Here is a 15,095-nt window from a genome sequence, read left to right as displayed (position 1 = left end):
ATCATGGTTCGGGGGGCGGCGCGAAAGCCGGGAATGTGTGACCATCGGTGCATGACTTCGGGTGGCATTTCCCAGGTGGGCCCGCCGTTTCGCGCCGATCACGTGGGGAGCCTGCTGCGGCCCCCGGTGCTGCGCGACGCACGAAGGCGGCACGAAAGCGGTGAGATCGGCGCGGAGCAGCTCCGCGCGGTCGAGGACGACGCGATCCGCGACGTGATCAAGATGCAACGGGCGGCCGGGCTGAGCTCGGCGACCGACGGCGAATTCCGGCGCGGCTCGTGGCACATGGACTTCATCTACTCGCTCGGCGGCATCTCGAAGAGCGACGAGCGGCTGCACGTCAAGTTCCACAACCTGGCGGGCGACCTCGAGTTCAGCCCGCCCGGGCTGCAGGTCGACGGCAAGGTGCGGCTCGACGAGCCGATCTTCGCCGACCACTTCCGGTTCCTGCAGTCCCATGTGGACCCGGGCGTGACGCCGAAGCTGACCATCCCCTCGCCGAGCATGGTCTACTACCGCGGCGGCCGGGCCGCGGTCAGCGAGACCGTCTACCCGGACCTCGAGGAGTTCTTCGCCGACCTCAGCGCGGCCTACAAGCAGCAGGTCACCGCGGTGCACGACCTCGGCTGCCGGTACCTGCAGCTCGACGACACCAGCCTGGCCTACCTGAACGACCCGGCGCAGCGGGAGCTCGTCGCGCGGATGGGCGGCGACCCGGACACCCAGCACCTGCGCAACATCGCGACGATGAACGCGGCGCTCGAAGGCCGTCCCGAGGACCTCACGGTGACGACCCACCTGTGCCGCGGCAACTTCCGGTCGTCGTGGGTCGCTTCGGGGAGCTACGAATTCGTCGCCGAAGCGCTGTTCGGCGAGCTGGCCGTCGACGGGTTCTTCCTGGAGTTCGACGACGAACGCTCCGGCGGCTTCGAGCCGCTGCGGTTCGTGCCGAAGGACAAGAAGGTGGTGCTCGGCCTGGTCACGACCAAGCGGGCGGAGCTGGAGGACCCGGACGTCCTGGTGCGGCGGATCGAGGAGGCTTCGCGGTACGTCGACGTCGACCAGCTCTGCCTGTCGCCGCAGTGCGGCTTCTCCTCGACCGAGGAGGGCAACGACCTGACCCCGGACGACCAGCTGCGGAAGCTGGAACTGATCGTCGCGACGGCCGACCGCGTCTGGGGCGGCCACTGATGATCACGTGCGTCGTCGACTACGTCATCGACCCCGCGAAACTCCCCGACTTCGAGCGCTTCGCCGCGGCCTGGATGCGGCTGGTGCAGCGGGAAGGCGGCATCCACCACGGCTACTTCCTGCCGTCGGAAGGGGCGAGCGACGAGGCCCGGGCGCTGTTCAGCTTCGAAAGCCTGGCCGCGTACGAGCGTTACCGGACGCTGTTCGGCGTCGACCCGGACTTCATCGAGGCCGACAAGATCCGCGAGGAGAGCGGCTGCGTGGTGCGGTACCGGCGCACCTTCATGCGCCCGCTGCTGCCGGACGACGAAGAAGGGTGAGACACAGCGCGCAGCGGCCGCCGTCGGTGGTGGATCGGGTCCTTGATCTGCTGGGCTCCTTCACGGCCGAACGGCCGCGGCTGACGCTGTCCGAGCTCAGCCGGCGGGCCGGGTTGCCGTTGTCGACCACGCACCGGCTCGCCGGCGAGCTCACCCGGCGCGGCGCGCTCGTGCGCGACGAAACCGGCGCCTACCGCGTCGGGCTGTGGCTGTGGGAAGTCGCCTCCCTCGCGCCGCACGGCGCTGAGCTGCGGGAGAGCGCGATGCCGTTCCTCGAAGACCTCTACGAGGCCACCCACCAGAACGTGCAGCTCGCCGTGCTCGACGGGACGGAGGTTGTTTACGTCGAACGCATCTCCGGCCGGGGCGCGGTCAACGTCCTGACCCGCGTCGGCGGGCGGCTGCCCGCGCACGCCACCGGTGTCGGCCAGGTCCTCCTCGCGCACGCCCCGGCCGAGGCCCAGGAGGAAGTCCTGGCCGGCCCGCTCAAGACGTTCACGCCGAAGACGATCGGCTCGTCCGCGCAGCTGCGGCGGGTGCTGGCCGACGTCCGGCGGGACGGGTACGCGATCAGCGACGGGCAGATCGAGCTGATCGCCCTGTCGGTGGCGGCCCCGGTCCGCGACGCCACGGACGACGTCGTGGCCGCGATCTCGGTGGTCGTCCCGGCGGAAGGGACCGACCCGCGGACGCTGGTCCCGGCGGTGCGGGCGGCCGCGCGGGGCATTTCGCGGGTGCTGGGCGCGCCGCGGGCCCCGCGGCCGTCCGGCGGACCGCGCCTCGACTGACCGACCCCGTTGTGGTCGGATGAGGTCGAGGTTGCCGGATGGGGTGAGGAGCAGGAATGACCACCGTTCTCGTCGTCGGTGCTGGTCAGAGCGGGTTCCAGGCCGTGGCTTCGCTGCGGGACCGGGGCTTCGGCGGCCGCGTCGTGCTGGTCGGGGACGAGCCGGGCGTGCCGTACCAGCGGCCGCCGCTGTCGAAGGCCTACCTGGCCGGGACGGCCGGGCTCGACCAGTTGCACCTGCGCGGTGCGGACTTCTTCGCCGAGAAGGACATCGAGCTGGTCGAGGCCCGCGTCGGAACCATCGACCGCGCGGCGCGCCGGGTCACGCTCGAAGACGGCCGCGAGCTGGACTACGACTTCCTCGTCCTGGCCACCGGCGCCCGCAACCGGACGCTGCCCGTGCCGGGTGCCGGCCTGCCCGGCGTGCTGACCCTGCGCACCCGCGACGACGCCGACCGGCTCCGTGAATCCCTCGCGCAGGCCGAGCACGTCGTCGTGGCCGGCGGCGGGTTCATCGGGCTGGAGTTCGCCTCGCACGCCGGCCGCCCGGTGACGATCGTCGAGGCGCAGGACCGGCTGCTCAACCGGGTCGCGACGCCGGAGATCTCCGCCTACTTCGCCGGCCTGCACCGCACCGCCGGGCACACGGTCCTGCTCGGCCGGGGTGTTGCGGCCATGCACGGCGACGAGCGCGTCCGCGAGGTCGAGCTGACCGACGGCACCCGGCTGCCCGCCGACCTGGTCGTCGTCGCCGTCGGGGTGGTGCCCGAGACCACGCTCGCCGAGGCCGCCGGGCTCCCGGTGCGCAACGGCGTCGTCGTCGACGCGCACCTGCGGACGGCAGACGAACGGATCTTCGCCATCGGCGACTGCGCCAACTTCCCGTGCGTGCAGGCCGGGGTCGAAACCCGGCTGGAGTCCGTGCAGAACGCCGTCGACCAGGCCCGTTGTGTGGCCGCGGCGATCACCGGCACCGAGGAGCCGTACGCCAGCCTGCCGTGGTTCTGGACCGACCAGGCGGGCGCGAAGCTGCAGATCGCCGGAATCCTGTCGGGCGCGGACCGGTCGGTGGTCGCGGGCGACCCGGCCGAGGGGAAGTTTTCGGTGCTGTCCTTCCGCGACGACGTCCTCATCGCCGTCGAGTCGGTGAACCGGCCCGCCGACCACATCGCCGCGCGCCGCCTTTTCACCGCCGAACCGAAGCCCGCGTACGCCGACCTCGAGGTGAGCGAGTTCGACTTGAGGGCCTACCTCAAGTCAGCGTCAACTCGTGGTTGACGACTAGGTTACGTCAACCTACAGTTGACGGCATGGACCTACCTGCCAACGTCAAACTCGACGACCTCATCAGCGCGATCAAGAGCAACAACGACCAGGACGCCCTCGCCCAGCTGACCGACGCCGTCTACGTGGGCGAACACCTCGGTGAAGTGGCCGACCACCTGATCGGCCACTTCGTCGACCAAGCCCGGCGCTCGGGCGCGTCGTGGACCGAGATCGGCAAGAGCATGGGCGTCACCAAACAGGCCGCGCAGAAGCGGTTCGTGCCGAAGGTGGAGCCGGCCGGGGACCCGGCCGGCTCGATCGAACGCGTCTACGGCCGCTACACCGACCGGGCCCGGCACGTCGTGGTGGAGGCGCAGAAGGCGGCCGCCGAGCACGCCAGCCCGGAGATCGACACCGTGCACATCGTGCTGGGCCTGCTCACCGAGCCGGCGGCGCTCGCGGCCGGGGCGATCCTGGCCCAGGGGGTGCAGCTCGACGCCGTCCGCGAGGCCGCCGAAGCGCGGTTGCCGGAAGCGGTGGACCCCGCCCCCAACGTGGTGCCGTTCTCCGCCGGCGCGAAGAAGGCGCTCGAGCTGACCATGCGCGAGGGGCTGCGGCTCGGGCACAACTACATCGGCACCGAGCACATGCTCCTGGCCCTGCTGGAGCAGGGCGAGGGCTCCGGCTTCGAGGTGCTCGACGGACTGGGCGTCAAGAAGGACAAGGCCGAGGCGAAGATCCTGGAGGTGCTGGCGGAGATCCTCGCCGCCCGGGGGCAGTGAGACTCCTGCTGGCCGCCGCGCTTCTCGCGCTGCTCCTGGTGACGCTGCTCTGACCGGGAAGGACCAGGGGGTCTTCCCTGCCGCGGAACGGCCCTCCGCACGCGCGTGCGGAGGACCGTACCGAAATCAGCGGATCAGGCGTCGGACTCCGGGCGGCCGTCGGCGGCCCAGGCCGTGTGGAACGAGCCTTCGCGGTCCACCCGCCGGTAGGTGTGGGCCCCGAAGAAGTCCCGCTGGCCCTGCACCAGCGCGGCCGGCAGCCGGTCGGCGCGGAGGCCGTCGTAGTACGCCAGCGCCGTCGAGAAGCCCGGCGTCGGGATGCCGAGCTTGACCGCCGTCGAGAGCACCGAACGCCACGAGTCCTGCGCGTCCTCGACCGCCTTGCGGAAGCCGCCCGAGGTGAGCAGCGTCGGCAGCTCCGGCTCGTCGGCGTAGGCCGTGGTGATGTCGTTCAGGAACTTCGCGCGGATGATGCAGCCGCCACGCCAGATCGAGGCGACCTTGCCGAGGTCGATGTCCCAGCCGTACTCCGTGGCGCCGGCCTGGATCTGGTTGAAGCCCTGCGCGTACGCGACCACCTTCGACGCGTACAGCGCCTGCTCGACGTCGTCGGCGAAGCGCTCCAGCGACGAACCCGACAGCGGCGCCGCCGAAGGGCCGCCGAGCCCGCGGGCCGCCGCGCGCAGCGACTTCGACCCGGACAGCGAACGCGCGAAGACGGCTTCGGCGATGCCCGAGATCGGGACCCCGAGGTCGAGGCCGATCTGCACGGTCCAGCGGCCGGTGCCCTTCTGCTCGGCGGCGTCCTCGACGACGTCGACGAAGGGCTTGCCGGACGTCTGGTCGACGTGGGCCAGCACCTCGGCGGTGATCTCGATCAGGTAGGAGTCGAGCCGCCCGGTGTTCCACGTGCGGAACACGTCGGCGATCTCGGCCGGTGCGTATCCGCCCGCGTGCCGGAGCAGGTCGAACGACTCCGCGATCAGCTGCATGTCGGCGTACTCGATGCCGTTGTGCACCATCTTGACGAAGTGGCCGGCGCCGTCGGCGCCGATGTGCGTGCAGCACGGCTCGCCGTCGACCTTCGCCGAGATGTCCTCGAACAGCGGGCCGAGCGACTCGTACGACTCCTTCGAGCCGCCGGGCATGATGCTCGGCCCGTGCAGCGCGCCTTCCTCGCCACCGGAGACGCCGCTGCCGACGAAGTGCAGCCCGCGCTCGCGCAGCGCCTTCTCGCGGCGGCGCGTGTCGGCGAAGTGCGCGTTGCCGGCGTCGATGATCACGTCGCCCTCTTCGAGCAGCGGCGCGAACTCCTCGATGACGGCGTCCGTCGGGCCGCCCGCCTTGACCATGATCACGACCTGCCGCGGCCGCTCCAGCGCGTCGACGAACGCCTGCGCGGAGTACGCCGGGATGAAGTCGCCTTCGTCGCCGAACTGCTCCACCAGCGCGCGGGTCCGCTCCTCGGACCGGTTGTGCAGGGCCACCGTGTGCCCGTGCCGGGCCAGGTTGCGGGCCAGGTTGCGGCCCATGACCGCCAGGCCGGTGACCCCGATGCTCGCCTTCTTGCTCATCCGAATCCTTCCGAAGTCTCTCTCGATTCAGACAGTAGTCCGATCGACGCCTCAAGGGAGGCCACGGAGGAGCAGCTCACCTAGTTCAGGAGAAGCAGCGGATCGGGCCCTTGTTGTAGGCGAGCATGTCCGTGATGGCCGCGACGAGGTCGATCTGCGCGCCCCACTCGGCGCCGTCGAGCTCGGCGTACGCGCGGTGCAGGTTGCCCGGCAGCCGCTCCTGCTCGGACAGCTCCGAGAAGTCGCCCAAGTCCGTCTCCTTCGCCAGCTCCAGCGGGGACAGCCCGGCGGCCTTACCGCGCTCGGCCGTCTTCTGGACGAAGGCGAGGTATTCGTCCACTTTGTCCACGACGTCCAACCCGCACGGGCCGCCGTGACCAGGCAAGATCACTTCGGGAGACAGTTCCCGGATGACGTCGAGGCCCTTGCGCCACCCGGCCACCGAGCCCATCAGCGCGAACGGGCTGCCGCCGTTGAACACCAGGTCACCGGCGTAGAGCACGCGCTGCCCCGGCAACCAGACCAGGACGTCGTTGGTCGTGTGGGCGGCGTGGCCGGGGTGGATCAGCCGGATCTCGACGTCCCCGGCGTACAGCGTGAGCCGGTCGTCGAAGACGATCTCCGGCGGCCGCGACCGCAGCTCACCCCAGTCGCTGCCGACGAAGATGCCCTCGAACGTCTGGATGCCCTCGGCGGCCATCAGCTCGCGGGTCTTGCGGTGACCGACCACGGCCGCGCTCGTGACGAGGTAGTTGCCGTTGGTGTGGTCGCCGTGGTGGTGGGTGTTGACCAGGGTCGTCACCGGGCTGCTGGTGGTCCCTTCGACCGCGGCGAGCAGCGCGCGCGTGCGGCGCTCGGTCGAGCAGGTGTCGATCAGCACGGTGTGGTCGCCGGCGTCGACGAAGCCGCAGTTGTTGATGTACCAGGAGCCGTCCGGCTGGACGTAGCCGTGGACCTGGTCGGCCAGCCGGGTGACGGCGGCGGCGGAGGGGGAACGATCGGTCACGGGGCCACTATGCCCCACACCGGGCTCCGCCGGTTGGCGGAATAATTCGGAATTTCGCTGGTCCAGGCGAGTGATAGCGCAGGTGACTGGCGTTCCGCGGCGTTTCCTGGAACGCTGCGCGGTGTCATCATCGAGATCCGCAAGGTGAAGCACTAACCTGGGTGGGTTCGATAGTTCGCGTGCGACGGCGGCCGGTGGCCGCCGTTGCTTGGTAGTGGTCCGGGAGAGCAGGGCGATGGCCAGCACCGTCACCTCGCGCCGGAAGCAGCTCGGGAACGAGCTCCGGCATGCCCGCACCGCGGCGCGGATGACACAGCAACAGGTCGCCGAGGTCCTCGGCTGCACCCAGGGCAAGGTCAACAAGATCGAGTCCGGTGCCGTCGGGGTGAAGCTCGGGGATGTGCGATCGATGCTGAACGCGTTCGGGATCAACGGAGAAGAAGCCGACACGCTGATGAACCTGGCGCGGGCCGCCGCCGGGCAGCGCGGCCACTGGTCCGGCTACCGCTCGGTGGTGCCGCACTGGTTCCGCACCTTCACCGACCTGGAGCCCGCGGCCGCCGAGATCCTCACCTGGCACGGCGAGCGCATCCCGGGCCCGCTGCAGTCCGAGCACTACATGCTCAAGCAGTTCACCGAGTTCGGCGCCACGGACGTGACGTCCCTGGTCCGCAACCGCCTCGACCGCAAGGCGGTGTTCGAGCAGCAGCAGCCGCCGTACTACCGCTTCATCATCAGCGAAGGCGCGCTGCGCCGGGCACCGGGCGGGTACGCGCCCGCGGTGATGCTCGACCAGGTCGAGCACCTGCTCTCGCTCGAGAAGCACCCGCGGGTCTACGTGCACGTACTGCCGTTCGGCGCGCGGCTGGCCGCGGTGCCCAACGACTTCACGATCATGCGGTTCCCGGACCGCACCCGGGACTTCGTCTACATCGAGCACTCCGCCGGCGGGCTCTACCTCGACGACGTCAAGGACTTCAACATCTTCGTCGACTCGTGGGACCGGCTCCGCGGAGCCGCGCTGGAGCGCCAGGAGACCCGGCAGTTCCTCAAGGAGCTCGCGGAGGGTTACCGCGCCCAGATGCAGCAGCTCCAATAGGGCGAATGGTCCTGTCAGGTGTCCCAAGTGGTGAACAACTTTCGGTAGAGTCGCTCTGTTGCGCCTGATTCCACCACCGGAAGTGCCGCCCGAAGGGGAGATCGTGGACCCCGACTTCCTCCCCGACGCCGTCGACCTCGACCGGCCGAACATCGCGCGCATCTACGACTGGGCCCTCGGGGGCTCCGCGAACTGGGCGATCGACCGGCAGTACGGCGAGCAGGCGGTGCAAGCGTTCCCGCTGGCGAAAACCCTCGCGCGGAGCAACCGCGCCTTCCTCGGCCGGGCGGTGCGCTACTGCCTCGCGCAAGGCATCACGCAGTTCCTCGACCTCGGCTCCGGCATCCCGACCGCGGGCAACGTGCACGAGGTGGCCGACGACCACGTCGACGACAGCCGGTGCGTCTACGTCGACAACGAGCCCGTGGCCGTCGCGCACGGGCGGATGCTGCTCGAGGAAGCGGGCGACCCCGAGCGCCACGCCGTGCTGCACGCCGACCTGCGTGACGCCGAAGAGGTCTGGGAAGCCGCGCTGGCCACCGGAGTGCTCGACCCGGACCGGCCGATCTGCCTGCTGACCGTGGCGGTGCTGCACTTCCTGCCGGACGTCACCGGTGTCCGCGAAGCCATCCGCGACTACCGGAAGCTCCTGGCGCCCGGGTCGGCGTACGTCCTCTCGCACGCCACCGAGTCCGGCGTCGAAGGCGAAGAGCTGGAGCAGATCCGGAAGCTCGTGAAGCTGTCGGAGCGGTCGAGCTCGCCCGCGGTATCCCGGTCGCTCGACGAGATCGCCGCCTTCTTCGGTACCTTCGACGTCATCGAGCCCGGGATCGTGCCTGTGGGAGAGTGGCGCCCCGAGCCCGGCGCCGCCACGGTCCCCCTCGCGAGCGTGGTCGGCGGTGTCGGCCGCAAGCCTGGAGGACGCAATGACGACGCAGGACCCCGAAGCCCCTGAAGGCGTGGACCTGGACCGGCCGAACGCGGCCCGCATCTACGACTGGTTCCTCGGCGGCGACGCCAACTGGGCCATCGACCGGCAGTTCGGCGAGCAGGCGGTCAAGACGTTCCCGATGATCAAGACCGTCGCGCGCGCCGGCCGCGACTTCCTCGGCCGCGGCGTTCGGTACCTGGCGCGCAACGGCATCGACCAGTTCCTCGACCTCGGCTCCGGCGTTCCGACGGTCGGGAACGTGCACGAGGTCGCGACGGAGGTGAACCCGGACGCGCGGTGCGTGTACGTCGACAACGAACCGGTCGCCGTCGCCCACTCGCAGATCCTGCTGGAGCAGGAGGGCGTCGCGGACCGGCACGCGGTGCTGCAGGGCGACCTGCGCGACCCGGCCGACATCTGGAAGCGCGCGCTCGACACCGGTGTCCTCGACCCGAACCGCCCGATCGGCTTGATCATGGTCGGCGTCCTGTACTTCCTCGGCGCCGACGAGCCGGTGGCCCAGACCATCCGGAAGTACCTGTCGCTGCTGCCGTCCGGCTCGTACTTCCTGTCCTCGCACCTGACCAGCGACGGCCTGCAGGAGATGGCCGACGCGGACAGCCGCGAGACGATCATGAAGCAGTACAACCAGTCCAGCACGCCGCTGCACCTGCGCACCCGGGCGGAGTTCACGTCGTTCTTCGAGGGGCTGGAGCTGGTCGAGCCGGGCATCGTCTTCCTGCCGGAGTGGCACCCGGAGGAAATCGAGTCCCGGGCCACGAAGAAGCTCGCGAACGACCCGTCGTTCGTCGGCCACCTCTGCGGCCTGGGCCGCAAGCCGTGACGGCGGCCGCCTACGACGCGGTCGCCGTCCAGTACGCCGAATTCGCCCGCGAGGTCTGGGACGACCACCCGCTGGAACGGGCGGTGTGGACGGCGTTCGCCGATTCCGTGCGCGGCCGCGGCCCGGTCGCCGACCTGGGCTGCGGTCCCGGCCACCTCACGGCGCACCTGCGTTCGCTGGGGCTGGACGCGTTCGGCGTCGACCTGTCGCCGGCGATGATCTCGCTCGCCAAGGCCGCCCAGCCGGATCTGCGGTTCGAAGTGGGCTCGATGGCGGCCTTGGAAGCGCCGGACGCGTCGCTCGCCGGGATCCTGTCCTGGTACTCGATGATCCACACGCCGCCCGCGGAGGTACCGGGGTACTTCGCCGAATTCGCCCGAACGTTGGCACCCGGCGGTCACGTTCTGTTGGGGTGCTTCGAATCCCGGGGCGGCCCGCTGACGTCGTTCGACCACAAGGTCACGACGGCCTACTGCTGGCCGCTGGACGATTTGGCGGGGATCGCGGCCGCGGCGGGATTCGCCGAGGTGGGGCGGGTGTACCGGGAACCGGGTGCGGGGGAGCGGCCGCTGCGGCACGGCAGCCTGCTGCTCCGGAAACCGTAGCCCCCCACAGCGAGAGCCCCGGTTCCGTCAGGGAACCGGGGCTCTTTGTGGTGGTACGGCAGTTCAGGCGTCAGGCGCGCGAGCCGATGCGGCCGCGCATCAACGGCGCCAGGTCGATCGCGGCCTCCAGCGGCCGGGTCGTGCGGACGCCGTCGGAGTGGCGCCGCAGCGGGAGATCCTGGTCGGTCGCCCACGTTGTGGTCTTGCGCAGCGGCGCCTGGATCAGGCTGAAACCGAAGCGGTTCCGCAGCTCGTTGCCGATCCCCTTGCGGCCACGGTGGTTTTCGTCCTCGCGGCGGAAGAGCGAGTTCACCCGGACGGCCATTCGTCTACACCCCCTGCTCTCGTCGCGGTGCTTCGGCACGGGAAAGCGCTTCCACACCTCTGCTTCGGACCAGCCCGGTCGTGGCCACGACGGCCTCCCGCCCGAAGGCGCGGAGCCGGTACGCGGCGAGAGCGCCCGGTGGCGCACTGTCCTCGACGATCACGCTGATCCTCCCCCATGAGGTCCTGCGGCAGCTTGGGTTGCTTCGTTCCGGCGCTCGCTCGTTCCAGCACTTCGGCCCGCGTCGACGACCGCCCGCCGCGAGCAGGCAGTCATTCACCGACGCCAGCGCCCCGGCCGATGCGATTAATCCTACTCCTGGAATAATCTTCATGTCGAGGCCGGACCTAGTTGATCACCCGCTTGGCCCTGTGGCTTGCTCCATTGAGACACTGAGTAGCCGGGAGCGGGTGCCTTCTGCCAGGTCGCGACCGCGCCCCCCATCGATCCTCGGAGGTACGACCCATGGCGGATTATCCGTCGTTCGCGGATTACGATCCGAACACGGCCGTGTCCCTGTTCGAAGAGGCCGCCTGGGAGAAGTCGTTCGCCAGTGAGCCCAACGGCGGCAGCTGCGTGGAGGTCAACCTCGGCTCCGACGGCCTGATCGGCGTCCGGGACACCAAGCTCGCGACCAGCCCCGTCTTCGTGTTCGACACCGCCGAGTGGGAAGCGTTCCTGATCGCCGTCAAGGCCGGGCAGTTCGACCTGCCCGCCTGAACCCGTCCCCGCGCGGGTGATCGTGATCACCCGCCCGCGTCCGGCTGCATCCGGCTGTGTCGAGAAAATGGCGAAGGCCTCCTTCCCCGTCCTCTGCGGTGAAGGAGGCCTTCGCAGGCGCCACGGATACGTCCGGGCGCGGGATGTGAGCGGAATCTCACCCGATTGCCGGAAGCTCCCCGCCTCGCAACCGGCTCCGGGTCCGCCGCCAGGCCACCACGACGAGCACCACGAGCCCGATGAGCGGCAACGTGCTGATCGCCCAGCTCACGCCCATCGGCGGTCCCGGCTGTTCCAGCACCGGCAGCGCGCGCAGCTCGCCGGTGCCGGCCCCGGCGGGGCCGTTGACCGCGAAGCGCAACGTCCAGTCGCCCGGCCGCGGCATCGAGCGGACGTCCAGGCCCCACACCTCGCGCTTGCGCGGGTGCCGGACCAGCGGCTGCTTCCGGTTCTGCCCGCCTTCCGGGTTGACCATGGTGAGCGTGCCGGACTTGCCCTCGATCCCGCCGTCGGGGATGAAGGTGAAGTCCAGCGACTGCATGGCTTTCAGCGGCCAGGTGCTGAACCCGACGGTCAGCCCGTACGGCCCGGCCTGCACCCGTTCGGTGTGCACGATGTTGACCGGCTCGTAGGCGTTCGCTGTCCCCGCGGTGGTGAACAGCAGCCCGGCAACGGCAGCCAGGGCGAGCAACGTTTTACGCATCAGCGGTTTCCCCCTTTTTGGGCGCCAGCAGGCAGAGCATCCCGCCGAACCGCCACCCGGCGAACCCGCCGAGCAGCCCCAGCGCCGCGCTGAGCACGGCGGTCGTCGTCAGGTACCAGGCCGGCGGCAGGTGCGCGCCGGTGTAGAGCAGGAACCCCTGGACCGGCAGGCTCAGCCCGAGCAGCAGCCCGGCGATCCCGCCGGCCACCACGGAAACGCGGCCCGCGCGCCACCCGCGGCGCCGTCCGGCGAAGTACACCAGCTCCATCAGCGCGGCCACCGGCAGCAGCGCGATCGGCGTCAGCGACGGCATCGCCGGCACCCCGGAAACCGCGTCCCGCAGCGGCAAGCCGACCAGGTCGGCGTAGGCCTGCGCCGCCCACGGCGAGAACCACCAGAACACCGCCTGCACGGCCGCGACCAGCGCCGCGGTGCCGACGGCTCCGCCCGGACGGCGGACGAACCCGGCGCCGACGGCGACCAGCAGCACCGCCATCATCGACGTCCCGATCGCGATGGCGTCGGCGTAGTCGTCCGGCACCTGCTGCAACCCGAGCGCCAGCACCGGCCCGAACGTGAGCAGCACGGTCAGCGACGCCAGCGTGCCGAGCCGGCCCCACCGGTGCTCCCGCGCCGCGGCGAACACCGCGGTCGTGCCGATCAGCGACACCGTGATGGACAGCAGCAGCCCGATGTGCGGCGGCGAGTCGATGACCGCGTCGAAGCCGTAGAGCCCGTGCCACCACTGGTCCCACAGCCCGTACAGCAGGAACGTCGCCGCGCCGACCCCGGAGACCAGGTAGCCCAGCGGGGCCGCGAACGTCCGGCCGAACACGTTGACCACGCGCCCGCCGATCCGCGGGTCGACCGGGCGTCCAGCGCGCCGCGCCGCCGTCGTCAGCAGGACGACGGCGAGGCTCGCCAGGCCGACGACCGCGCTGCCCGCGTACAGGAACAGGTGCGGCAGCGTGAAGAACGTGTCCGGCCCGACGTCGTCGTGCCACTGGATGTCCCAGGTGAGCCCGACCAGTGACAGCAGCGACCCGCCGAGCACGACGTTCGCGGGCAGCAACCCCGTTCGCGCCTGTTTTGCCACCGACGTCGAGCGCACGCCGGATGCGGTGAGATCCATTCCCCCTCCTTCTACTTGACCAGCACGGGAAAGACGACCTGCGCGGGCCCGCCGGGGCCGCGCAGGGAAACGGTGATCTCCCACTGCCCGGGCATCGGCAGCCCGACGTTCGTGGCGCGGAAGCGGCCGGGGCCGTCCGGCCCGGCGGGCACCGGCGCGAACGCGTGCCCCATCTGCGCCATGACCGGCGCGACCGTGACGGCGTCGGGCGCGGGACCGGTCACCGTCACCGCGAACGTGTTCCCGCCGATGCGGGGCTCCTCCGCGGAGAACTGGACGGTGTACGGACCCGAAACCGCCTGCTGAGCGGTGGGTTTTGCGGCGCCGCCGCCCCAGAACAGCCACGCGGCACCGGCCGCGACGACCAGCGCGACGAGGGCGATCGGCCACGTCGGGCGCTTCACCGGCCGGCTCCTGCCGCCGGGACGTCGACCACGGCGGGGACGGTGAGCACCCGGTAGCCGCGTTCGGCCTGCAGCCAGATCCGGTACCGGCCGGGCTCGGCGAAGGTGTAGGTGAAGCTGACGTCCGGGCCGTACGCGGCGACGGTCTCATCGGGACGGTCGGCCTGGCCGGCGACGGGCGGGATCATCGCGTGGACGTGCGCCCACGTGGGTGCCTTCGCGGCGGACGGACCGGGTGGCCCGGTGAACGGCCCGGTGATGATCAGGTGACCGAGCATGCCCAGCCACGGCTGGAGGTCCTGGGCGGGGAAGCGCGCGGTGATGGTGGTCGGCGTCCCCTGGCCGATCGTCAGCTCGACCGGGGTGCCGTCGACCGTCCGCGGTCCGGCGCCGGGTGGTTCGGGCGCGGGTGCACCCGCGCCCGTGAGGTCCACAGTGGATCGGACGAGCTGGACCCCGCCCCCGCGCCGGGCGAGTTCCGCGGCGACGGCGTACGTCCCCGCTTCCGGATCGGCGAGCCGGACGCGGTAGTCGCCGGGGCCGACGCGCACCGGGTGCAGGTGGCTCAGCCGGCCCGACGGGGACACCAGCACCAGGTGCACGAGCGCGTTGTCGTGGATCAGCAGGTCGTCGGCCGGGCGGCCGGTGGCGCCGTCGGTGAGCCGCAGGTTCAGGTTGTTCTGCCGGGCTTCGACGGCGAGGTTCACCGGCGGCCGCGAGTAATCCACTGTGGACAAAGGCGCGTTCGCGTACGGATCGGTGACGTTGTCGAACGTGGGATCCAGCCGGCTCCCGGGCGCCGGTAGCGGGGGAGTGGTCGCCGACAGCAGCGCCCCGGTGACGGCGACGGCGAGCGCGGCGACCACGCCGGCCGCCGGGACGAGCGCGAACGCGGTCCGCCTGGCCCGCACCCCCACGATCAGGGCGAGCAGCAGGAACGCGCCCGCGGCGACGAACCCGCCGTAGGTCGCCTTCTCCCACGGCGGGACCACCCGCGCGGGCACCACGAACGGGATCGTGGCCGGCGGCCCGGTGCCGTCGCTCAGCGAGAGTTCCCACGGTCCCGGTTTGTCGACTTGGAGATTTCCCGCGTAGACGCCCGGTGTGGCGCCGAGGACCACGTCGGTTCGCGAGGTCGTGACCCCGCCGGCCGCGACGGCCAGGTGCAGCGGGCCGGGCGCGGTGCCCTGGTGCGTCACGACGTCGACCCGCAGTGGTGACGGCGTGGTGTCGACCCGGCGGATGATCACGGTGAGCTCGCGCGCGCCGAGCGTCTGCGCCACTTGGATGTCGGCGCCGCCCGGCGCGCCGTCGGCGTGCGCGGTCCCGCCGCCGGCCGCGATCCCGAGCACGGCCAGCAGCATCAGCAGTGCCGCTTTCGATTTGGTCCCCATCGTGGTCCGAAC

At 71.0% G+C, this 15,095-nt stretch carries 17 protein-coding genes; 10 read left to right on the top strand and 7 right to left on the bottom strand.

What is annotated here, in order from left to right; genetic code table 11:
• Positions 1 to 51 precede the first annotated feature (51 nt).
• From Q5425_RS18885 to Q5425_RS18865, 5 genes are read left to right on the top strand one after another with little or no spacing between them, the layout of a single operon-like run.
• Positions 52 to 1,191: a 5-methyltetrahydropteroyltriglutamate--homocysteine S-methyltransferase gene (locus tag Q5425_RS18885; protein WP_308673571.1), complete on the top strand. Its 1,140-nt coding sequence runs from the start codon at positions 52 to 54 to the stop codon at positions 1,189 to 1,191.
• Positions 1,191 to 1,511, top strand: a complete 321-nt coding sequence (locus Q5425_RS18880) for an NIPSNAP family protein (RefSeq protein ID WP_308673570.1) — start codon at positions 1,191 to 1,193, stop codon at positions 1,509 to 1,511. The genes Q5425_RS18885 and Q5425_RS18880 overlap by 1 nt, the downstream gene beginning before the upstream one ends.
• On the top strand, positions 1,508 to 2,299 hold the full coding sequence (locus tag Q5425_RS18875; RefSeq protein WP_308673569.1) for an IclR family transcriptional regulator: 792 nt from the start codon (positions 1,508 to 1,510) through the stop codon (positions 2,297 to 2,299). Before Q5425_RS18880 ends, Q5425_RS18875 begins: the two co-directional genes overlap by 4 nt.
• A 56-nt stretch (positions 2,300 to 2,355) precedes the next feature.
• Positions 2,356 to 3,576 (top strand): FAD-dependent oxidoreductase, encoded by a 1,221-nt coding sequence (locus Q5425_RS18870; protein ID WP_308673568.1) that lies wholly within the window; start codon positions 2,356 to 2,358, stop codon positions 3,574 to 3,576.
• Between the two features lie 32 nt (positions 3,577 to 3,608).
• Positions 3,609 to 4,346 (top strand): Clp protease N-terminal domain-containing protein, encoded by a 738-nt coding sequence (locus tag Q5425_RS18865; RefSeq protein WP_308673567.1) that lies wholly within the window; start codon positions 3,609 to 3,611, stop codon positions 4,344 to 4,346.
• Positions 4,347 to 4,480: 134 nt separating this feature from the next.
• Here the strand turns inward: Q5425_RS18865 and gndA are convergent, their stop codons facing one another.
• Together gndA and Q5425_RS18855 are read right to left on the bottom strand one after the other, a co-directional pair.
• A complete protein-coding gene (gene gndA / locus Q5425_RS18860) occupies positions 4,481 to 5,920 on the bottom strand; it encodes an NADP-dependent phosphogluconate dehydrogenase (protein ID WP_308673566.1) in 1,440 nt (479 codons plus the stop codon).
• Positions 5,921 to 6,005: 85 nt separating this feature from the next.
• The gene (locus Q5425_RS18855; protein ID WP_308673565.1) at positions 6,006 to 6,926 is read right to left on the bottom strand and encodes an MBL fold metallo-hydrolase; all 921 of its coding nucleotides are present in this window, start codon (positions 6,924 to 6,926) and stop codon (positions 6,006 to 6,008) included.
• Positions 6,927 to 7,161: 235 nt separating this feature from the next.
• On the opposite strand from Q5425_RS18855, the gene Q5425_RS18850 reads away from it, so the two are divergent.
• From Q5425_RS18850 to Q5425_RS18835, 4 genes are all read left to right on the top strand, one after another.
• Positions 7,162 to 8,025 (top strand): helix-turn-helix transcriptional regulator, encoded by an 864-nt coding sequence (locus Q5425_RS18850; protein WP_103354905.1) that lies wholly within the window; start codon positions 7,162 to 7,164, stop codon positions 8,023 to 8,025.
• Between the two features lie 103 nt (positions 8,026 to 8,128).
• Entirely contained in the window at positions 8,129 to 8,980 is an 852-nt protein-coding gene (locus Q5425_RS18845; protein ID WP_308673951.1) for an SAM-dependent methyltransferase, read from the top strand.
• A complete protein-coding gene (locus Q5425_RS18840; RefSeq protein WP_308673564.1) occupies positions 8,952 to 9,800 on the top strand; it encodes an SAM-dependent methyltransferase in 849 nt (282 codons plus the stop codon). The genes Q5425_RS18845 and Q5425_RS18840 overlap by 29 nt, the downstream gene beginning before the upstream one ends.
• Positions 9,797 to 10,405: a class I SAM-dependent methyltransferase gene (locus Q5425_RS18835; RefSeq protein WP_308673563.1), complete on the top strand. Its 609-nt coding sequence runs from the start codon at positions 9,797 to 9,799 to the stop codon at positions 10,403 to 10,405. The genes Q5425_RS18840 and Q5425_RS18835 overlap by 4 nt, the downstream gene beginning before the upstream one ends.
• A gap of 70 nt (positions 10,406 to 10,475) precedes the next feature.
• On the opposite strand, the gene Q5425_RS18830 is transcribed toward Q5425_RS18835, so the two are convergent.
• A complete protein-coding gene (locus tag Q5425_RS18830; protein WP_308673562.1) occupies positions 10,476 to 10,730 on the bottom strand; it encodes a hypothetical protein in 255 nt (84 codons plus the stop codon).
• Between the two features lie 465 nt (positions 10,731 to 11,195).
• Between Q5425_RS18830 and Q5425_RS18825 the strand changes: the two genes are divergently transcribed.
• Positions 11,196 to 11,450 carry a DUF397 domain-containing protein gene (locus Q5425_RS18825; protein ID WP_308673561.1) on the top strand — a complete coding sequence of 85 codons (255 nt, stop codon included), beginning with the start codon at positions 11,196 to 11,198 and terminating at the stop codon, positions 11,448 to 11,450.
• A gap of 157 nt (positions 11,451 to 11,607) precedes the next feature.
• Here Q5425_RS18825 and Q5425_RS18820 read toward each other — a convergent pair whose 3' ends face one another.
• The 4 genes from Q5425_RS18820 to Q5425_RS18805 are packed head-to-tail and all read right to left on the bottom strand — an operon-like array spanning position 11,608 to position 15,083.
• Complete coding sequence (locus tag Q5425_RS18820) at positions 11,608 to 12,153, bottom strand: hypothetical protein (protein ID WP_308673560.1); 546 nt, start codon at positions 12,151 to 12,153, stop codon at positions 11,608 to 11,610.
• Positions 12,146 to 13,285, bottom strand: a complete 1,140-nt coding sequence (locus tag Q5425_RS18815) for a hypothetical protein (RefSeq protein WP_308673559.1) — start codon at positions 13,283 to 13,285, stop codon at positions 12,146 to 12,148. The genes Q5425_RS18820 and Q5425_RS18815 overlap by 8 nt, the downstream gene beginning before the upstream one ends.
• Positions 13,286 to 13,296: 11 nt before the next feature.
• A complete protein-coding gene (locus tag Q5425_RS18810) occupies positions 13,297 to 13,689 on the bottom strand; it encodes a FixH family protein (RefSeq protein ID WP_308673558.1) in 393 nt (130 codons plus the stop codon).
• Positions 13,686 to 15,083: a hypothetical protein gene (locus tag Q5425_RS18805; protein ID WP_308673557.1), complete on the bottom strand. Its 1,398-nt coding sequence runs from the start codon at positions 15,081 to 15,083 to the stop codon at positions 13,686 to 13,688. The genes Q5425_RS18810 and Q5425_RS18805 overlap by 4 nt, the downstream gene beginning before the upstream one ends.
• Positions 15,084 to 15,095 lie beyond the last annotated feature (12 nt).

Source organism: Amycolatopsis sp. A133, assembly GCF_031082405.1.
Classification (GTDB): domain Bacteria; phylum Actinomycetota; class Actinomycetes; order Mycobacteriales; family Pseudonocardiaceae; genus Amycolatopsis.
This window is presented reverse-complemented; position numbering and strand designations above follow the sequence as displayed.